Raw genomic sequence first — 21,311 nt, forward strand, 5'->3', positions numbered from 1 at the left:
CATTACTGGCCCTCCCCATAAAGGAGGGCTTTTTTGTATCAGATATGATTTCCGATCGCGTCCGGATCTCCCATCGGAGAAACGTCCACTTCTACCTTAAGCTTATGCTTTCCTCCTCCGAATAGGATCCCTTTCAATGGGGAGACATCGGAGAAGTCACGACCTACTGAAGTATGAATATACTCCTCGGTGATTGCTTTTCCATTCGTAGGATCGAAATCGAACCATCCCGCTCCAGGAGAATAAACTGAGATCCAAGCATGGGTTGCATCACTTCCTCTCAACTTAGGTTTTCCTGGAGGAGGATAGGTTTCTATATAGCCTGAAACGTATTTGCAGGGAAAACCCAATGAACGAAATGCAGCTACCGAAAGATGGGTAAAGTCCTGACAGACTCCTTCCTTCTTATCCAACACTTCTTCCAGAGGAGTATAGATATTCGTACTTCCGGCCTTGAACTTAAAGTCTTCTCTGAATTTCTTCACATAATCCAAGACTGCATCCAAGTATGGGCGATCGGAAGGAAGATACTTTTCTAGAAAATTCTTATATAGATTAGAACGATTGATAAAGGGAGAATCTCCCACAAACTCCAGCGCTTCCAGGGTATCCTTGTCCGTAGAAAACTTTAACTTCTCCAAAACTTCCCTGAAAGTAAGAGAAGTAGTCGCTTTCTTTACTGGATCGGAAGTGGATACTTTTGCTTCTGCAGTAACGGAGAGTACCTTATGAGGAGATTCAACAGCGAAGGAATAAACAGTGTTTCCGAAATAGTCCGTTCTGAATTCGGTAACGGTAGGTTTTGGAAGAATTACGATCCTAAGTTCACGACAGATCTGTCTATCATTGGAAGTAGGACAAAGGTGAGCCAGATTTAGGCAGTGAGAGACTTCCTTCTCATACGTATAATGCGTGAGATGTCGAATGGAATACTCAGCCATACGGACCTCCTAGTCTGACTTGGTTCTCCACATAACGGAAGTATTTTCTCGCCACAGCGTCAGAAAGAGATTTCAAAATATCTAATATATCAATCAGCCATCTCTTGAGTCCACCGGCAGGGTCCGCATATTCGAAGATCCTTTTGGCGTCTTCTTCTCTGAACCTTGCCAGAAGATCCGTAAGTATTTGGATCTCTTCAGAGATCTCCCCATCTTTGCCGCCGGAAACGAACATAGTATTCTCTCTCAGTCTTTCCAACTGAAAGGCAAGGGATCTAGGATTACTCTCGTCAAAAAGTAGAATGTCCAACACAGACTCTGCTTCTATCCGATATTTATAACGGCGTCGATAGGTGATTCGGATATCGGTAACGTTCAATAGACTTTCAAAGATCCCTTTATTGTAGATCGTAGTCCTTTCCATCGAAGAAAGTACGAGCCTAGAAATGAACTGGGCTCTTTCCAATCTTTTCCCCATATCCAAGAAGAAGTAACCGGCTTCTCTACTCATGCTCTCATTCGCAAGTCCGGAAAGAGAGGCAAATAAATTCACTAGTTTTTGAAGATATTCCAAGACCTCATCATAACTGGAATTGTTCGGATACTCCGATTCCAATTTAGAGATCAAATAGCGAGTATCATCGGAGATCCTATCTCGGACGGCCTTGCTGGAACCCACAAAGAAATTGAGATCATGACGTATACTTCCTGACGAATGAGGAGAAGTAACGAGAGAGAATACTTTTTCTCTGACTGCATCCAAAGAATCGATCCCATTCGGCTCGAAGAATGCCGAACTGAATCCGGACAATTGATCCACTACTCCAAGAAGAAGGGAGAATTGTTCCTTCTCGTATGTTTCTTCCGCCTCAAGGATCTTATGGACCGTTTCACGTAGAAGTCTAGACATGTTCTCTGCCCGTTCCGCATAACGTCCCATCCAGAACATATTGTCCGCGACACGGCTTGGGATCCCAGTGCCCTTTCTCTTGAGCGGGATCCTTCCCACATGACCAGGGAGAAGACTGAATTCCTTCTTCTCTTCCGAGGCAAGGATCCAAAGATCCTTAGAAATGGCTCCTCTCTGATTCGTAATGATGAGTTCGTCAGGCTTGGGAGAAACCCGAACGAGTCCGCCAGGCATAGAAACATATCCGTTCTCGGAAAGACAGGTAAAAGTACGCAGCACGGATTTTCCGACCAAAAGTTCTTCCGAATTTCCGGAGAAGATAGGACAGGTGGAACCGGTAAGAATTTCCTGAGCCACATAACGTTCCGGCCGATTCTCCACTCTTTGCTTCCATTCTTCCCTCTCTGCATTGCTAAGAGAAGATAAGAAAACAGAAGGATCCAATGGAGAACGGATAGCAGGTTTCAAAACATATTTATGAGGATTCGAAAAGACTTCATTGCGAGAAGATTCTTCTCCCATCCAAAGGGTGGGAACATTCGGCAGGATAAGATCCTCACCTAAATAAAATTTACATAATGTAGCAAGATAGGCATGCACTGCCCTATTCTCTAGAAAACCGGAGCCGATCGGATTTGCAACTACCACGTGGCCTGCTCGGACCGCGCCTAAGATCCCAGGAACTCCTAAAAGAGAATCTCCCTTTAATTCCAAAGGATCCATGTACCAATCGTCCACTCGACGAAAGATCACATCCACTTGCTGTAGACCTTCTACAGTCTTTAAAAAAACCTTATTTTCACGAACGGTTAGATCCTCTGATTGAGCCAATGTGTATCCGAGATACCCTGCAAGATATGCATGCTCGAAATAAGTTTCATTTCCAGGACCAGGAGTGAGAAGAATGATCAGAGGCTCCCTATCTCTTGTAGGAGAAAAAGAATTCAATGTCTTACGAAGCGCTCTAAAATAGAGAGCCACTCTATGTACTTGAGAATCTCTGTATAAGGAAGGAAAAATACGAGAAAGAACGATCCTATTCTCAAGCGCATAACCGGAACCGGAAGGAGCTTGGATCCTATCTCCGATCACATAATGATTTCCTTGGTGATCTCGGCTAACGTCAGTCGCAACGAATGCTAAACGAAAATTTGCGGAATCGTAAACCGGAGCACATGCTCTTAAGAAGCCGCCGGATTGAAATAAGACTTCATGAGGGATCTTTCGTTCAAACAAGAAACGCTTAGGACCGTACGCATCCTTTAAGATCTCATTCAGTAATTCGGATCTTTGAGCGAGTCCTCTTTCTATCCCTTCCCATTCCTTACTTTCCATGAGTAAGGGAAAAAGATCCAATCCCCAAACTCTTTCTCGATCATCTCCGTAAACATTATACGTTACTCCGCTTTCCTTTAGGATGCGCAGACTGTCTTCTTTTCTACGTCTTAATTCGGGAGAGCCTAGATGATTGAAACTACGAAGAAGGAACTCGTATTTCTCGCGGGATTTTCCATCCGGCAAGCATACCTCGTCGTACACTCCCGGACCGGGGCGATATCCGGAGAGAAGATTCGCAGTTTGGGAAGTTCTCTGATTCATCCGCCGGGAGTCATTCTCTCCTAGTGGGAGATTTTTTCCATCTTTTCGAAAGCTTCACAGAAGTTTTTGCTCAGAAATAGAACAGGAAAATTCTAGTACGCTTATTCTACCCGCGAATTGTAAAAAAATCCACTCCCATTTTGTTTCGGCATTTTGCGTACAAATTAGGGGGAATGCAAAAAGGAAACCAGGCGCAGAATATCAATCCAGCTTCAATGTGAATCCTATATTGATCTGCCTGTAAGGCCCCTGTTGGATCCCCACAGGAAGTCTTCCGGAAATATAGACCCTATCTTGTAAGTTCTTTCCATTTACGAAGAAGGACCACCTTCCCCCTGGAACCTCATAGCCGAAGTCCGCATTCCAAATCCCATACGAGGGAACCACTCCCTGGCTTCCGTCAGTACTTTGGTTTTTTGTATTCTGCAAATCGGAGTATTGCTTATCGAAGTATTGGTATTCCATTCTTGCATAAAAACCTTGGGGACTCTTAAAGCCTATTCCTCCAATGAAAGTATGCATTGGAACGTATGGCAGATAATTTCCGTTGGTGTTTACCTTGATCACGTTTCCACTGGAATTGATTGCGAGCTGGGGCTGGTTGGTGACGCTAACTGTACCATCCGCATTCTGCACAGTTCCGATCGGTTGGTATGTAGTAGAGATCGCCTTTGTATAAGAATAAGTAATCTCTAATGGAACTTCCCATCTAGATTGGTAGAATTTTCCAAAGTCGAAAACGAAATTACTTTCTACTCCTCGGTTCACAGACTTACCTGCATTGATCGGAACAGCACCGGTGAGAGATCCAGCCTCATTTGTGTTTACGATCTGATTCGAAAAGAATAATGCGTATGTGCTTACCTGAGTATAGAAGTAGCGGGTAATATTCCCTCTAAAGCCTGTCTCATAGTTATTAGATCTCTCTGCACTCAACTTATAACCGATACCGACTGCAGGGTTCTGCAATGTAGAGAAAGTAGGAGGAGAAAATGCTGTATGAGCACCGGAAAACCACATAAACCGCTCTGTGATATCGTATGTAAGACCAATCCCTGGCAAAACAACTCTGGTTACTGAATCATTCGCCTCGCTTACTAAAAGAGTCTGGCCTACGCTGGAAGCAGCTCCCGAAACCACATCCGCCGAAGTAGCAAGTCTTCTATGAGTATAAACGTTTTGATGGATATTCTCATAACGAACTCCTGGAATCACTTTGAACTTTCCAGTTACCTTGATCGAGTCCTGCACATACGTAGCAAATGCTCTGGAGTTTCTATTCTGTTGCTGAGTGGTGATCCCTTGGGTCATATTAGGATAAGGGAATACGTTATTTGCAGCATTTACATTTTCGGAATGCACTCTCGCACCGAAAGCAATTTCATGTTCGATCCCGAAGGTAACGAACTTTCCTTCTACCTTAGTTTCCAAGCCGCCTGTTTTAAAGAAGAAGTTCCGATTCGGAGTGGAATCTAACATATAGATCACATCCCCAGCTTGGTTCCCTATCAATCCTGGTGCATAAACACCGAACGCATTGTCCGGCGGACGGGATGCAAATCCGAAATCAGTTTGGCTATTATAAGAGAAGGATTCTTGGCGAAACTTAAATCCTACGTTTGTCCAGTAGGCTCTAGTGATCATCTTCCAATTATCATTAAAAGTATGATCGTGACCTATGACAGCAGCCTGTCTGTCGATTGCCTTATGATCGTATTTAGCAGGGTTGATCTTCGGATTCTTCCAATACAATCCTTGGGTCAAACCTAGGTAGGTTGCTTGAGAATCTTGGTTATAGGATTGGAATTTTAAAAAGACAGTATCCTTCTCTCCGATCTTTTGCATGAGCTTGATATTGAAATCATTGATCTTGAAACCCTGATAATCCCTAAAACCGTTTCCTTGCGTATGAAGATAAGAGATATCGTATGCGGTATTCGTAGCCTGAGAAGTTCCACCGTATTGCAAAAGACCGGATGCGTATCCGTTCATTCCCCCGATGACTTTCGCATTGAATGTAGGCTTTTCGGGAGGCTTGCGGGTTACATAGTTTACGATACCTCCGAGAGTAGTCGGTCCGAATAGAATGGAACCCGAGCCTTTCACTACCTCTACTCTTTCCATTCGATCAATATGAGGAATGAAATAACTCTCCGGTTGTCCGTACGGACTGAGGGAAGTAAATACCCCATCCTCTAAGATCAATGTCTTACGGGACTCCTCATTACTCACGCCTCGAAACGCGATGTTCGGAGTTAAACCCACTGCATCCTGATAACGAATGGTAGCACCGGGAACCCGACGCAAGGCTTCCATAGAATCGATCGGATTCGTTTCCTTTAAGATCTTCTTTCCGATAACACTCGCGGATCCAGGGATCTTTTTGATATCGTCGTCTTTGGAACCGATCACATTGATCTGACCACTTTCTAGGAACCTTCTTCTCTTTTCGTTTACAGATTCCTCCGAGGGAGAGGTTTCTTTTTTAGACGTATCCTCATCCGAAGAGCCGTTATTCGAGTCGTTCGGTTGCGAAAGAAGAAAACTGAATGGAATGAAAACAAAAACTAATAAGATGAGTCGGAAACTTCTTCTTGGAAACATCAGTCTCCGTCCCCTCCAGGTCCGCCCGACACAGATCCGGCACCAGTGATCGCGGCTAATTCAGTATTCAAAATAGTTAATAGATGACCTATGTCCTTCACTGCAGCCTTGATATTAGGAAGATTGGAACTCCCCCAACCTCCAGTTGACTTAGTAGTAGCAAGGACAGTTTCCAGATCGGCGATCGTACTAGTGATCTCGGTATCCAGATCAGGACTATAGAATTTTACATAATCGGAAAGTCCAGCTCCGGTTCCATTTCCATTATATACGATCTTGAAAGTGCTTAAATTATCTTGGAGATTTTGAAAGGAGTTCGCCGAAAATCTGGATTCAGGTCTACTCGAATCTGGAGAAGAGCCGTCTCCCCCCTTAGAAAGATCTGCGGGAATCTCCAACTTTCCATCCTTCATGATGGTTAAAAGTTGAATCGCTCCGGTTAAAATTGCGTCTAACGCAGCTCCTGAACTTGTAAATGAAGTCGAGCCGCTTCCTGCATTAGCGATCTGAGCTCCATAATTTGTACCGCTTACATTCCATGCATCGGACATGGTATGAATATTATTATTATAATCTACTACAAGAGCCTGCAGTAGATATGTGCGGCTCGTAGTAAAATCGGAACAATCAGGAGCTGTTCCCCAGTTTGGAGAAGGCTTACTGAATAAAATGTATTCGATCGAAGTCAATCCTCTCGCATCTCTATCCAATCCATTGATATAGACTTGAGCGGATCCCAAGCTAGAGCCGCTGAAAAGATCCAAATCGTCCAAGTCATCATTGATAGGAGGAGTCTCGCTCAAGTATTCGATAGAGAAAGGATCCACATGAACATAAGGCGAGGACATGATCCCGAAACGGAACATCTCTACCTTTTGAACGGCACTCATGTTAGCAAGCCAGGAAGTCTGAAGACCACTCAATGCTCCCGAAGAACAACCGCCTACAATCGCATTCGTTTTTGTTAATAGATCATCTGCTTGAGTCCCAAGATCCGCATACAAAGGCGGCATTACGTTGGTTCCCATATTACTCAACATTGCTTTTGGATCGAATGAATTGAACATTCGATATAGATATCCGTTGATACCGGATTCAGCGCTTGCGGAGTTTTTAGGAGTACAAGAAACGAAAAGGAATAAGATAAGAAAAAGACTGAATAACACCCAAAATGGGATCAATAGTCGATTGGAACGCCATGGAAACAAAATCGTTTCCTGCCATTTTGTATGTTTTGGTCGCATAGTTTCCCCGGCCCTAACTAAGGCTGTTTCTCAGAATCAGGATTATTTTTAAGTGCCTAGTTGCAACTGTTTTTGAGAGAGGTTCTCAAGAATTGACAAATATCAGAGTGGCTTGTAGAGATGGTTTTCCCATCCAAGTAAAGGATAGAAGTAGAATTGTTCTTACTTCTCTCGAATGGAATCTGCCCAACGAAGATCCAAGGTAAAGCCGCCAGAATGACTTACCTTTTTAGGAGCCGAACCGTTCTGCACAGAATGACCGTCCGCATGAAATCTGGAGATCCTACGACTCTCTGCCTCGAAAGAGTTTACGGGATATGTATCGTACGCCCTTCCTCCAGGATGAGAAACATAATAACGACAACCACCCAATGGGCGAGAAGACCAGGTATCCCAAATATCAAATACAAGATACGGATGAGTAGGAAGATTCGGATGCAGAGTGAACACAGGATTCCAAGCCTTAAATCTAATTCCGGAAACGGCCTCGCCTTTTCTTCCGGTAGATTTAAGAGGAACCTCATAACCGTTACAGCTTAACAGATAACGATCACTCCAACCTTCTACCTTTACTTGCAATCTTTCTAATGCAGAATCCACTGCTCTTGATGTTCCAAAGGAAGAAGCTTCTTCTCCTAAGACATTCCAAGGTTCCAGCGCCATTCTTAATTCTAAAAATACTTCTTCTCTTTGTGTCTTACCATAAAGAGGAAAACGAAATTCGAAGAAAGGAAGGAACTCTTCTTCTTTGAAATCGAATCCATGTTCTTTCAGATCCTGTAGGACATTCTTGAAATCATTCCAAACAAAATGAGGCAACAGAAAACGATCATGCAATTCGGTTCCCCAGTAGATAGGGGGATGTGTATAAGGCTTTTCCCAAAAACGACAAAGCAAAGAAAGAACTAATAGCTGTTGGACCACACTCATTCTATGATGAGGTGGCATCTCAAAGCCTCTTAATTCTACGAGTCCAAGACGAGAACCCGATGGAGGATAAAGCTTATCGATGGAAATCTCTGCCCTATGAGTGTTCCCGGTAAGATCAGTTAATAAATTCCTAAATAACCGATCCACCAACCATGGATTCGGTTCCTTAATTTGTTCCAATTGAGAAGCAGCGAGTTCGAATTCGTATAGGCTTTCGTCCCTTCCCTCATCCAAGCGCGGAGCCTGAGATGTTGGCCCGATAAACAAACCCGAAAACAGATAGGAAAGAGAAGGATGATGTTGCCAGTAGCTTACCAAACTCCGCAACAGATCCGGTCTCCTAAGGAATGGACTATCATCCGGAGACATCGCTCCCACTGTGATATGATTTCCACCGCCGGTTCCCGTATGTCTCCCATCTATCATGAACTTTTCTGCACTCAGACCGAGTTCCCTTGCCTCTTCATACAGAATACGGGTCTTCTCTTCTAATTCCTTAAAATTAGAAGAAGGATGTAAATTCACTTCTAATACGCCGGGATCAGGCGTTATGCGAAACAGACCCAATCTAGAATCGGAAGGAGGCTCATATCCTTCCAAAACGACTTCTACTCCACAAGTTTTCGCTGCCTCTTCGATAGAAGCGATCAGATCCAACCAAGGCTCCACTCCTTCTACAGGAGGAAGAAAGATCCTAAGAACACCTGATCTAGGCTCAAGCACCAAGGTAGTCCGGATAGGAAGATCACTTCCTGTTGCAAAGAACTTTGGCTCCTTCTTAGTCCTTTTTTCTAAGCGAGAATCGATTTCTTTTCGGCTAGTTAAGGACTTTTTGCGAGAGATATCCGTAAGAACTGCGCTCATCCTGAAAGTATCTGATATGGAGGAAAATGGCAGCCTGAATCCGGCCGGACTGTCTCCAGGAATAAGAAAGAGTTTTTCTCTCTTGTATTTCCATTCGGAGCTTTCCCACTCTGAAGATATATAATTAAATTGTAATGGAATTGCGAATGCTTTCTTTAATTTGAAATTCCTATCCATCAAAGAAAGGGTTTTCTTTCTTTCCAATGCCTCGAAAGAAAAATCCTCAGATAAGGATTCTGTATTTTTAGGATCAGCCCATTCGGGAAATTGACCTTCCTTCCATAAATAATAGAATCCATCCTCGTAAAGAGGGACGATATGTTTAGAAGAGACCCCTAGTATAGAGCAAAGTTTTTCGCCGAAACTTTTTGCCTTTTCTAATTCTTTGTCGACGTCTTGGACTTTCTTTTCTTCGGAACTAGAGAGCAGAGATTTATTCTTCCAAAGAGCCTCCCCATCCTTTCTCCAAAATGTATTCAAAGACCAACGAGGAAGCGGCTCTCCAGGATACCATTTCCCTTGAGTGACTTGCACAAGAGAGCCGGGAGAAAAGTGTTCTCTCAGTTTTTCTAATAGAGTTTCACCGAACTCTAATTTCTCTTTTCCTAAAGCTGCAGTATTCCATTGAGGATCCTGCCTGTCCTTATCTGAAATAAAAGTGGGCTCTCCACCGATAGAAATTCGTATATCATTTTTCTTGCATCTTTCATCCAGATGTTTTCCAAGTCGAAGAACTCTTTCCCAAGTATTATCCGAATACGGCTTGGTCACTCTAGGACTTTCCTGAAAGCGTTTCACTTCCATCCTAAATCCGAATTTGGTGTCCGCAGGATCCGAATAACCGAAAACAGGAGATGCACTCACAGGCTCAGGAACTGCGGCCAATGGAATATGACCTTCTCCAGCAAACAAACCTGAAGTAGGATCAAGGCCCACCCAACCTGCTCCCGGCAAGAAAACTTCCGCCCAGGCGTGAAGGTCGGTAAAATCCTCTTTAGGTCCAGCGGGTCCTTTGACAGCGACTTCATCCGGCTTAAGTTGTATCAAATAGCCGGACACAAATCTAGAAGCGAGCCCTATATGACGAAGGATCTGCACGAGTAAAAATGCAGAATCTCTACAAGAGCCGGATTTTCTCTCCAAGGTCTCGGTACAGGTTTGGACTCCTGGCTCCATTCGAATCACATAAGAAACATCTTGGTAGACTCTTTGATTCAAACCCACAAGAAAGTCCACTGTCCTCTTTGGTTTGAGTATGCCGTCCTTTCGGAGAGAAGAGATATAATTCGCAAGTGCGTGACTTCCATCCGTTGCACTCAAATACGGAAGGAGTTCCTTCCGGAGAGCATCCGAATAAATAAAGGGAGTTTCTTCTGCGTCCGGCTCTAGAAAGAAATCGAAAGGATTGATTACTTGGATCTCAGCAACTAGATCGACTAGGATCTTGAGCTTCTCCGTTTTTTTAGGAAAAACCAATCTCGCCTGATAATTGCCAAAAGGATCCTGCTGCCAGTTCAAGAATTGCTCTGCAGGTTCGACATTGAGGGAATAAGAAACAATTCGAGTCCTAGAATGAGGAGCCGGTCTCAAGCGGATCACATGAGGAGATAAATTTACCGGCCTATCATATTCGTAGGAAGTTTCGTGAGTTAATGAAACTAAAAGAGACATGCAACCTTTGCCTTTTTCATCCAAAAGATCGCAGAGGATCTTTGATCATTATTAATTTCTAAAATACGTTTCATCCAATTGGGAGGCGATCCCATTCAAACGGACCTGCAACTGGTCTAGATATTCGTGCATTCCTGAGGAAAAGATCTCGTCTATGGATGCATAATTCATCTCGGAAAGAAGCACCCCTACTTTTTTCTCCGTCTCTTCTCCATAGCTATCTTTTTCTGTCCCGCTCAGTACCTTCAAACTATCAAAGGTCTTGGAGAGACAAAAGCGGATCGCTCTCGGAAAGATCTTATCCAAAATCAGGAACTCTGCAATGCTCTTAGGAGTGATCCTAGTGTAGAAACGATTGAACATCTCATGAGCACTCGCCGATTTCAAAAGAGAAAGCCATTGGATCAGATCCAAGGTAGAACCTACATCTTCTCTAGGAGGAAGAAGAATAAAGTATTTCATGTCCAAGATGCGCGTGGTCTTATCAGCTCTTTCCAATAATCTTCCCAAGAGAGCAAAATGCCAGACCTCGTCGTGAGAGATCGTAGCCTCTTGGCAACCATAGAACAAGAGACATTGGTTTCGGATGGCTTTAAAGAATTCAGCGATTCCAGGCATATCGGATTCATCGAATCTGCGTTTGGATTTTATAGTAAGATAGAATTCGTTAATCACCTCCCACATAGGAGTAGAAATATTTTCACGAATGGTTCTAGCATTCTCTCTAGCACGGATTAAACAGTTCATAATCGAATTCGGATTTTCAGTATCCAAACTCATGAAATGTATTACGTTTTCCTTACTTGGAGAATTGTATTTACGGGAAAATAACTCGTTATCACCCGTAGTATAAACGAGTGGCATCCATTGGCGATTGGAGTCTTCGTTCAAATCCAGGGAGAGCTGAAAATTCACATCCAAGAAACGTGAATAATTTTCCGCTCTCTCCATATAGCGATTCATCCAGTATACGGATTCAGCTACTCGGCTTAGCATAAGGAAACCTCTCTAGTCTTTATGATATTTTTCGGTTCCGCTTGGAAATCTTCCCTCTTTACTTATGTGCTTATGAGATCAACCCATTACCCAAGTGTCTTTGGAGCCTCCACCTTGAGATGAATTCACCACCAAGGATCCTCTTCTTAAAGCAACTCTAGTTAAACCTCCTGGCATAACGTAGATCTCTTCTCCATAAAGAATGAATGGTCTTAGATCAACATGGCGTCCTTCTAATTTATCTTCGATTAAGGTAGGAATCCTAGAAAGACTAAGCACCGGTTGAGCGATATAATTGCGAGGATCCGCTTTTACTTTCGCCACAAACTCCTCTTTTTCTTTCATGCTTGCAACAGGACCGATGATCATACCGTATCCTCCTGCTCCGTTAGCCGCTTTTACCACCAGATTTCCTATATTTTCGCAAACATAGTTCAGATCTTTCTCTCTTGAGCAAAGATAGGTAGGAACATTTGGAATGATAGGATCTTCACCCAAGTAGTACTTAATAAAATCGGGAACATAGGAATAAATAACCTTATCGTCCGCAACACCAGTTCCGGGAGCGTTAGCAAGAGCAACATTCCCTTTTTTGAATACATCAAATAAACCAGGAACTCCCAACATAGAATCCTTGCGAAAAGCTTTAGGATCGAGGAAGGTATCATCTATCCTACGATAAAGAATATCCACCTGCTTCAAGCCCTTGGTAGTCCTCATGTAGAGCTTATCATCTCGTACAGTGAGATCGGTTCCTTCTACCAGAGAAACACCCATTCTGGAGGCAAGAAAGCTATGCTCATAATAAGCGGAGTTATAAATTCCGGGAGTAAGTACCGCAATATTCGGATTCGATTTATCCGAAAGATGTTCGAGCATTCCTCGAAGACGAATCGGATAATCGTAGATCGGACGCACAGAAAGACTCGCAAATAATTCAGGAAAGGTCTTCTTCATTACTTCACGATTTTCTAATACATAAGAAACTCCGGAAGGACAGCGAAGATTATCTTCAAGCACAAGCATCTGCCCGTCCCCATCGCGAACCAAGTCCGTTCCGGTGATATGGATCCAAATTCCCTTTGGAGGAACGATTCCTTTACATTCTTTCAAATAACCGGAGCTACTATAAACGATCTCTGCGGGAATGATCCCGTCCTTAATGATCTTCTCATCACCATAAATGTCTTGGATGAAAAGATTCAAGGCGCGGATCCTTTGCTTCAGACCTTCCTCCACCTTCTTCCATTCATGAGCAGTGACGATGCGGGGAATGATATCGAAAGGCATGATCCTTTCTTCTTCTTCCTCATCTCCATACACATTGAATGTGATCCCAAGAGAAAGTAGCGCCTTCTCTGCAGAGGCCTTTCTGCTCAGAAGTTCTTTATCATCCATCCCTTCAATTCTGGATTTTAAGATATGATAGCTCTGCCGAATCCCGCCCTCCTCAGAGAACATTTCATCGTAAAAAGAATCCGTTTGATAGTTTGTCAGGAGCATGGCATCCCTCCCATCTAACTGAAAGATGAGATTTTGCCTCCTAATAAACAAGCAGAAATTAAATTTGTAGCTTATTTTTTATACTACAATTTGTTATATGATTAAATATTGAGCATATTATCAATAAGATGAACCAACTGCAGGAAAAGAAATCTGGTTTTATCTAGTTTTGGAAGAAAATCGGGAGAATTCATTTTTGCAGAGATCAGAGGAATTACAGGAGTTCCTACATGTGGGAACTGTTAGAACAAGGAGTTGCAAGATTTAGGATTTTCTGATATAGGGATTTTGCCCTCCCACGGGCCACACCCCCCGATCCCGAAGATGGGTGGGGGCTATTTTCGATTTACCCTTTTCTTTCGGTTATCGCTTACTTCTTCTTTTCCAACTCTTCTGCGATCTGGCATTCTTTCGGGGTCCATTCCTTCTCTGCTCGTCCTTGGCGCACATAACCAACGATATGGCCAGCACTCGCTGCAGTTGCCAAAAGAGAATAACCATACAGCGCAGAGTATGGAGAAGTAGGAATCAAATCGGAGATTCCTCCTGCTACGTAGGAACCGTAAGCAGGATATAAAGTGCGGTAGGCAGTCATTTCTTCCGTTTTATCGCAACGGTATCGGAAGTATCGGATCGCATCATCAGAAGCTCTCGCTTCCGGATAGAAGGCGCCTAAAACAGGAACCGCATATCCCAAGGCATACCAGGAGCGATATTGCCTTTGTGAAAAGTCCTTCGCATGGCCTCCTTCATGAACAACCACTGCGGGAATATCGGAATACACATGGATCGTATTCGAATACGGATTATAATGATCTCCACCAAAGATCCTGCCCACTAAGAGCACATCATTCACAAAGTACGCATACAAACCGATAGTCCATTTTAAGAGAGGATTGATGGTCTTAGAATGCCAAAGCCTTTTTAAATCGTCCCACGGCGCGTACTGATTGAAACGTACCTTCACATCTTTCAGGTTATTATCTCGAATATATTCTTTCAGATATCGCTTCGTTTCAAAGGAGAAGGAGTGATTCTGCATCTTTCGATTCCAGATCATTACCTTAGCAAGCAAACTATCAGGCCAAATCCAACTTCCTATAAAATCCAGAAACCAATACGGCTCCCCTTCTTCGAACTGAGGATTTTCCTCATCGAAATACATGTTCTTGTTCGGCTCATAGGGTTGGCCGACGGTGTATCTCTTCTCCGTAGAATAATAACAAGAAAAATAAAAGCTAACGAACAGAAGAATGAGGGAGAATGATTTCTTCATTTCGTCCTTCCTTTCTTGTCAGTCATTCTTGGATTATGCTTTTTCCATTCTTCAAAGAAGTCGATCATCGCAACTCGGCCAATTTGATTCAGCTGGTCTTCTCGATTTCCTCTATGCCCTATATAAGGAAGATAAATAATCCATCCGGTCAGTACGGGAAGAGTTGCAAGTACCGCCATACAATCCGTGACCCGAGACTCTATCCCATCCTTGAAATCATAATGCCAGCTCGTTCCGTTGGAAAGAACATCCGCCTCAAACTCTACATTCACCGAATTATATGTACAATGATCTACGGATTCTAATTTGAATTTTCGGATCAGAATCTTGGTCTTTCCAAAATACTCATCCTTATTATCCTTAAACTCTTTCGCTAATAGTTTTGTGAGAGGACCATATAGATTTTCATAGTCCCTTCCCCATCCAGTCCAACCAGTAAACACATCATCAAAAAATACGAATCGCTTCGGATCTTCTCCCGAATATTCGATCTCTAGATTTTCCGATTTCCAGTTTTCCGAAGGATCCTCTGCGAGAGATCTCATCTCATCCCAATTTTCCTGAATCAGATGTGGATCTGGCAAGGTTCGAGGAACATACACCTTGATAGAAGTGCATGCCAAATTGAATAAAATAAAAATAAGTAGGACCGGTAAGCGAAAGAAGAAATCCATTCTCGTAAGCGCGTTCATGCTTCTTCAATCGAAAGTGATGTAAAGAAGATTTTCCGATTTGCTAAAGGGACTGTACTTATTTACTTCAGGCGAATCATCAATTTGGGAGAGCCACCCATTTCGAACCTGGTATCTCTAATACAAAGTCCGCGCCGAATGCAAGACTAGGAGTCTTGAATCCCTTTCCTCCCTTCCCCGCTAAAACTTTTGAGACTGCAGCGAGAGAAGATTCGATCGTGAACTCATATCCTTCTTTGCATTCTAAGATCCGATTGAATTTCTTTCCATCTTCCGTTCTGACCTCTCCCCAGACTGTGGTTTTGGTTTTAGTGCGAGTAGATTCTCCCGGGCCTTTGATCGTTTTACCGACCAATGCCTGAACGGCCTTCAACACAAATGGAACTTTTAATAAGGACAAGGCAGGTTTCATATAACGCATGGCTCTGACCTGTCCTGCGGGAATATCCGTATAAACATCTATATTCGGGATCCCTGTAGATATATACGCGGTAAAGACATCTCCCCAAGGAATTCCAAATACTTTGTAGGATCTCCCACCAGCTTTCACTTCACGACTGGTGCTTAAATGAGGAAGGACGACCATCTCACCATTTCTTCTCGCTCTAGATCCGTAAGGAAGTTGTGCGAGCGCACTCTTCATTGTTCCCGGAGAAACTTCGCTCAAACCAACGAAGGCAAGTTCCAATTCCTTTGCTTTCGGTAAGGATTTCTTAAGGGAAGAAGCCAAACAATCCGTTGGCACAATATCGAATCCTACGCCTGGAAGAAGAAGGACTCCCGCCTTCTCCGCTTGCTTCTCCAATTTTTGAAGGGATTCGTAGACTGGGATCTCTCCAGTTATATCAAGATAATGCACTTTTTCGGCAATGCAGGCCTGAGCCATCGGCAGTGATGTAAGAACAAATGGGCCAGCACAGTGAAGAACTAGTTTGAAGGATCGAATATTTTTGGCAATCTCCTCGGGCTCCTTCAGATCGAAAACCTTGTATTCCAATCTAAGTTCTTTTGCAAGTTCAGCGATCTTATCCTCGCTTCTTCCCGCAAGCACCGGTTTCTGTCCTCGGGATACCGCTCGACGCGCGATCAGCTCTCCCGTATAACCATTTGCTCCGTAAATCATCCATTTTGAAATTGCCATAACTGAGGAAACTTGAATGAAATCCTGATTTCGTCAACCGGCATACGACCAAAGTATTATTTTTTTTAATACAATTGATAGGTAAAAATCTAAGATGTTAGAGCTTGTTTGGTTTTGGATTGACCTAGTTTGTTTTGAGAGAATGATAGAGGGTAACGGCCTGTACTATGGAAAAAATAAATCTAATTACAATCGCAATTCCGTTCTTCTTCTTACTCATCGGCTTGGAGCTAGCCTTTTCTTGGTATCACAAGAGGAAACTCTACCGACTTAACGATTCCATCAACGATCTAAGCGCAGGAATTTCCAGCCAGATCTTCGGGATCATCTTCAAAACCATTACGTTTTTCGCATACATTTGGGTGTATGAAAATTGGAGACTGTTCGACCTTCCTTCTTGGCCAAGCGAACCCGCTGCATGGATGCCTACCGGAGAAGTTTGGGGAATTTCTGCTTCCACTTGGTCTTGGACCATCGTACTGGGAGTCTGGGCTGCATGCTTTATCCTTTATGATCTAGCATACTACTGGAACCATAGACTCAGCCACGAAGTAAATTTCCTTTGGGCAGGACATGTGGTCCATCACCAAAGCGAAGAATACAACCTAACTGTCGCACTGCGCCAGGCAAGTTTTCACGGACTATTCACTTGGATCTTCTATGTTCCTCTGGCAATTTTAGGTTTCTCTCCAATCGTTATGGTTTTGAACGGTCAACTCAACTTGATCTATCAATTCTGGATCCATACAAAAGCTGTGGATAAACTCCCAGGCTGGTTCGAAGCTATCTTTAATACTCCTTCTCATCACAGAGTTCACCACGGGATCAATCCGAAATACATCGACAGAAACCATGGCGGAACCTTGATCGTATTCGACAAATGGTTCGGAACCTTCCAAAAAGAAGAAGAAACTCCTGTTTACGGCACAGTGAAACCTCTTCGCAGTTTCAATCCGATCTGGGCAAACGTTCACTATTGGATCGAAATGGTAGAGCAAGCATGGAAGAGCCCTCGATTCATCGATAAGGTTAAGGTATTCTTTGCAATGCCAGGCTGGAGACCGCAAGATTTAGGCGGACAATATCCTATCCCCGAAGTGGACGAAAAGACATTCAAGAAGTATGATATTACTATTCCGAAAAGCCTCACTGCTTATGCAGTGGTTTGGTTTGTCCTCACTCTTATCGGGACTTTCGGAATGCTCGTAAAGATCAATTCGATTCCTACAAATATCCAATACATCATCTTCTTCTTTAGCATTTTCTCTCTGACAACGATCGGTGCGATTTTTGATCTGAAACGTTGGGCATTGTATTTAGAGCCGATCCGTGTTCTCTTGCTTGTCTATACTGCTTATGGATTGGGATTCCCTCCTACCACTCTTTTGGTAGCTGCAGGGCTCGGGCTCGTATCTTTGGTTTGGTTTTTCTCCCAGCGTAACGTATTCGCAAAATGGAAAGAAATCGACCCTGTCAAGGAAATGGGACGTAGAGCAGCATAAGAATTTTCTAAATTAGATTCTGGCTACGGAACGGAGGACTGACGAGATCTTTTTCTCGATCATCCTCCGTTTTTCTTTTTATAGGTCGTATTCGATTGCCTTTCCGGTCTCGAGCAGGCTTTTCAAAGAGGCAATGATCGCAGGCCATCCATTATTCAATCCGAAGAACGTATCGGTATCTTCTACAATATCCTTCGGAAGTAGATCCTCGTGAAGAACTGTAAGCTTGGTTAAACCTTCCTTCATTTTCTTTAAGATAAAACTTACCTTAGTAGGTGCATTATTTTCTTCTAATCTATCTTTCACTTTCTCTAAGAAAGGATGATCCGGACTGAGAGCCCAAGTATAGCTGAGTAGAAGCGGCTTTTCACATTTTAATATGGTTCCGACGATCTCAGGTCGGCCTTCTGGATCTATAAATCGAACCTTGCCTCCTTCCTTCCAATCTCCTTCTACCTCTCTTCCAAACCAATACTTCTTAGAAAACTCAGCACTCGTGAGAGCTTCCCACACTTTTTCCGGCTCGGCGGAGATATAGGTGCTGTATACGAATTTTACATCAGTGTTCGTTTTCATTTTTTTGGATCCTCCAACGATTCCTTGAGCTCCTGCAATGCTTGCAGTCTTCTTTTCTCGTATTTTTTCAACCAGCGTTCCGAGATCTCCTGGATCGGCGCCGGATTTAGATAATGCATCTTTTCTCTTCCCCTTTTAAGAGTAAGGATCAGGTTCGCTTCCTCCAAGATCTCCAGGTGCTGGGAAACAGATTGCCTACGTATGGATAAGGATTTGCAAAGCTGTCCAAGGCTCTGCCCATCCTTCTTATACAACCTATCCAATAAATCCCTTCGGATCGGGTCGGCGAGAGCCCGAAACACGTCATGCATGCAGCTTTTATTATGCAGGTAATTACCTGCATGTCAAGATCAAAAGTGAGAATTTGAATCTGCATTTTAGTAGGAAGAAGGCAATAAAAAACCCCCGAGATCGGGGGTTTTCAAAAGAGGAGTATAAGACTAAACTCTCTTAATTGATCGGAATCGGTGTCCCTACTACTCCAGGAGAAGATTGGAAGGAAACACTTAGGGCATCGATCGTTGCTTGGGTAGTATCATCCCACTTGACTCCGTTCGTGTCTCCGGTTCCAGTTTTACCTTGGCCACCAACTCTTCCGTAAAGCCCATCTACTCGATTTGCCTGTACATAGTCGGAAGGAATATCTGCACTTGCCACCTGATCTTTCACAAATCCGTTAAAATTAAATAGACCGTAACTGATAGTTGGTATTAAACCACTGCAAATTGTATCCGTTCCAGAAGCAGCAATCGCAGTTTCATCCCAACCTTCTTTTGCGGTTACGTTCAAATCTCCCGTTAGCTTTTGGCTATAGGCTAATTTATAATATTCGTTGCCATTCGTAGACGGGCAAAGGGCCTTGTTCGGATTTAACGTTGGAAAAAGATTTGCCGTTCCATCTATACGGACTACTGTTTTGAAACAAAAAACGGTTTGGTTGTCCATTTCCTCTAAAATCACCCTTCCCTTTTGCGCATGAAGAGCGAGCTCTGAATCAGTACCTAAATTTCCGGAACTCCAAGAGTAAGTTTGGATCAAACCTTGTAGAGGATATGCTGTGTAGGTTCCAGTAGTATCATTTACCAAATCAGGCATGTACACATAACTTTCTATGTTCGCAGTAGCTGTCCAAATATCGGGAGCAACCAGAGCTAAATTATAGATTAATAATGCTCCCTGAGTAGAAGGGTCTCTCGGGTTATTATCCCAATAGAACTGCAAAGCCATGGTAGATGTTCCAGTCACCTTCAACTCAAAATAATTGGAGAATGTCTTTGTGCCAGTATAGACAGTAGACGTCGGAGAGAATTCGCTCCCGGAATTATTCAGAGTCAGTCGAACATCGAATACTCCGCCCCCATCCCCTACCTTCATATTAGTAGCTGTTACCGTATTTCCACTGGCAGCTGCAACGAGCAAAGTATTCGATTCAATGCTTGCAATGATATCGTCCATAAAGAGAGAATTTCCTCTCGCCCAGGTGGCGGACTGTCTTACAAATCCCCAATCGTTTGCACTTGCTTGCAAAGGCTGGAGTAATTTGAATCTTAAAGACAAGGGAAAGCCGGCCGCATCCTCCTTAGAGATCCCGTCGAATTTGAATCCGACGCTGATCGCAAAGAAAATGGTCAGAATGAAAGCAGTCTTACGTAAGGCTTTTTGAATATTCTTCTTCATTGCGCAATTCCTTGTGGAACAATGATGAAATAACCGGTCTTACTTTTCTCCACATGGGGAAGATCGAAAAGAGGTATAAGGCCATTCCCTCCACCAGGCTTACAAGCGGAAGCGACTATCCCGCTTAGTAAAATACCTAGGATCAGGAGCAAGAGCCCTCTTTTTATATTTAAGATCATTATGATATCTCCTCTTGAATGGAATGACATTTCAAATGAGGTAATTTTTCGATTTTTGATCTTTTTGAGAGCTTGTTCTAATTTCAAGATCATTTTTATACCAAACATTCTCTTTTACTCTCTTTGTTTTAACTTGCTCGAACCTGAACGGCTCTATCCCCCAAGGACCAAAGCTAAATAGATGTTTTTTCAGAAAGAGGGAGGCGAAAAACTGACCGGATAGAAAAATATAAAGGACCCCGAGGTTTCTCAGATGAAAGGCCCAATCTTACACGTATTTCTAAAGAACCCGATTCCAGGAAAAGTAAAGACCAGACTCGCAAAAGAAATTGGCGAAGAAGCTGCTTTGGAGGTTTATCAGGCTCTTGTGGAAAAAACGAGAGATGCCTGCAAGGAAGTAGACGTGACCAAGGTCCTCTGGTTCGACTCTTATCTTCCCAATCCTTCCGATCTAGGGAGTTGGGGTCATTCTCCTCTGCATATTCGTCTGCAACAAGGAAAGGATTTGGGAGAGAAGATGAGAAATGCTTTTCAATATTCCTTTCAAAACGGAGCCACCTTATCCGTGTTAATCGGAAGTGATTGTCCTGAGTTAGACGCGCTTCATATTAAGGAAGCATTTCGTATATTAGAAAATAAAGACGTTATCCTAGGACCGGCAAAAGACGGCGGCTACTATCTAGTTGGTCTGCAGTCGGATACTCCGGAACTCTTTCAAGGAATAGAATGGAGTACGGAAACAGTGTTTTCCAGAAGTCTGGAAAAGATGCAATGGGCCCGTAAACAAGTGGGACTTCTCCCAGTATTGTCAGACTTGGACGAAGCTAAAGATCTGGAATATTTCGAGTCCAAGGGAGTCTTGGATTGGAAGAAACCAAACGCTTAGTGCCAAAAGACCTAGGCTATTTTCCGTTGACTTAGGTGTTCGTCTTCGATTACTGTAATATTATCCGGGCCGAAGCGCGATCGGTTTCACGCGATTGTAAAATTTTTTCTTCGGACCCAC

16 protein-coding genes are annotated in these 21,311 nt (G+C 43.3%); 2 read left to right on the forward strand and 14 right to left on the reverse strand.

What is annotated here, in order from left to right; genetic code table 11:
* Positions 1-38 precede the first annotated feature (38 nt).
* The 10 genes from EHO59_RS17865 to EHO59_RS17910 all read right to left on the reverse strand — a co-directional run bounded on the left by EHO59_RS17865 (position 39) and on the right by EHO59_RS17910 (position 16,371).
* Positions 39-941: a transglutaminase family protein gene (locus EHO59_RS17865; RefSeq protein ID WP_135589791.1), complete on the reverse strand. Its 903-nt coding sequence runs from the start codon at positions 939-941 to the stop codon at positions 39-41.
* Positions 934-3,450, reverse strand: a complete 2,517-nt coding sequence (locus tag EHO59_RS17870; RefSeq protein ID WP_135589792.1) for a circularly permuted type 2 ATP-grasp protein — start codon at positions 3,448-3,450, stop codon at positions 934-936. Before EHO59_RS17870 ends, EHO59_RS17865 begins: the two co-directional genes overlap by 8 nt.
* A gap of 201 nt (positions 3,451-3,651) precedes the next feature.
* On the reverse strand, positions 3,652-6,054 hold the full coding sequence (locus EHO59_RS17875) for a TonB-dependent receptor family protein (RefSeq protein ID WP_135589793.1): 2,403 nt from the start codon (positions 6,052-6,054) through the stop codon (positions 3,652-3,654).
* Positions 6,054-7,298, reverse strand: coding sequence for an imelysin family protein (locus EHO59_RS17880; protein ID WP_135589794.1), 1,245 nt, complete (start codon positions 7,296-7,298; stop codon positions 6,054-6,056). The genes EHO59_RS17875 and EHO59_RS17880 overlap by 1 nt, the downstream gene beginning before the upstream one ends.
* Before the next feature lie 162 nt (positions 7,299-7,460).
* Positions 7,461-10,763: a transglutaminase family protein gene (locus EHO59_RS17885; RefSeq protein WP_135589795.1), complete on the reverse strand. Its 3,303-nt coding sequence runs from the start codon at positions 10,761-10,763 to the stop codon at positions 7,461-7,463.
* Between the two features lie 51 nt (positions 10,764-10,814).
* Positions 10,815-11,759, reverse strand: a complete 945-nt coding sequence (locus EHO59_RS17890; protein WP_135589796.1) for an alpha-E domain-containing protein — start codon at positions 11,757-11,759, stop codon at positions 10,815-10,817.
* Between the two features lie 78 nt (positions 11,760-11,837).
* Positions 11,838-13,262 carry a circularly permuted type 2 ATP-grasp protein gene (locus EHO59_RS17895; protein ID WP_135589797.1) on the reverse strand — a complete coding sequence of 475 codons (1,425 nt, stop codon included), beginning with the start codon at positions 13,260-13,262 and terminating at the stop codon, positions 11,838-11,840.
* A gap of 370 nt (positions 13,263-13,632) precedes the next feature.
* Positions 13,633-14,538, reverse strand: coding sequence for a hypothetical protein (locus tag EHO59_RS17900; protein WP_210413099.1), 906 nt, complete (start codon positions 14,536-14,538; stop codon positions 13,633-13,635).
* Entirely contained in the window at positions 14,535-15,230 is a 696-nt protein-coding gene (locus EHO59_RS17905) for a hypothetical protein (RefSeq protein ID WP_246053045.1), read from the reverse strand. Before EHO59_RS17905 ends, EHO59_RS17900 begins: the two co-directional genes overlap by 4 nt.
* A 79-nt stretch (positions 15,231-15,309) precedes the next feature.
* A complete protein-coding gene (locus EHO59_RS17910) occupies positions 15,310-16,371 on the reverse strand; it encodes a saccharopine dehydrogenase family protein (RefSeq protein WP_135589798.1) in 1,062 nt (353 codons plus the stop codon).
* Between the two features lie 167 nt (positions 16,372-16,538).
* Here EHO59_RS17910 and EHO59_RS17915 point away from each other — a divergent pair, with 167 nt between their 5' ends.
* Positions 16,539-17,873 (forward strand): sterol desaturase family protein, encoded by a 1,335-nt coding sequence (locus EHO59_RS17915; protein ID WP_135589799.1) that lies wholly within the window; start codon positions 16,539-16,541, stop codon positions 17,871-17,873.
* Positions 17,874-17,951: 78 nt separating this feature from the next.
* Here the strand turns inward: EHO59_RS17915 and EHO59_RS17920 are convergent, their stop codons facing one another.
* The 4 genes from EHO59_RS17920 to EHO59_RS18315 all read right to left on the reverse strand — a co-directional run bounded on the left by EHO59_RS17920 (position 17,952) and on the right by EHO59_RS18315 (position 20,413).
* A complete protein-coding gene (locus EHO59_RS17920; RefSeq protein WP_135589800.1) occupies positions 17,952-18,449 on the reverse strand; it encodes an SRPBCC family protein in 498 nt (165 codons plus the stop codon).
* Positions 18,446-18,760, reverse strand: a complete 315-nt coding sequence (locus tag EHO59_RS17925) for an ArsR/SmtB family transcription factor (protein ID WP_135589801.1) — start codon at positions 18,758-18,760, stop codon at positions 18,446-18,448. Before EHO59_RS17925 ends, EHO59_RS17920 begins: the two co-directional genes overlap by 4 nt.
* Before the next feature lie 139 nt (positions 18,761-18,899).
* Entirely contained in the window at positions 18,900-20,126 is a 1,227-nt protein-coding gene (locus tag EHO59_RS17930; RefSeq protein ID WP_135589802.1) for an LIC_12337 family protein, read from the reverse strand.
* On the reverse strand, positions 20,123-20,413 hold the full coding sequence (locus tag EHO59_RS18315; RefSeq protein ID WP_246053046.1) for a hypothetical protein: 291 nt from the start codon (positions 20,411-20,413) through the stop codon (positions 20,123-20,125). The genes EHO59_RS17930 and EHO59_RS18315 overlap by 4 nt, the downstream gene beginning before the upstream one ends.
* Before the next feature lie 145 nt (positions 20,414-20,558).
* On the opposite strand from EHO59_RS18315, the gene EHO59_RS17940 reads away from it, so the two are divergent.
* Positions 20,559-21,191, forward strand: a complete 633-nt coding sequence (locus tag EHO59_RS17940; protein ID WP_135589804.1) for a TIGR04282 family arsenosugar biosynthesis glycosyltransferase — start codon at positions 20,559-20,561, stop codon at positions 21,189-21,191.
* The last annotated feature ends 120 nt before the right edge of the window (positions 21,192-21,311 follow it).

This window comes from Leptospira semungkisensis (assembly GCF_004770055.1).
GTDB lineage: Bacteria > Spirochaetota > Leptospiria > Leptospirales > Leptospiraceae > Leptospira_B > Leptospira_B semungkisensis.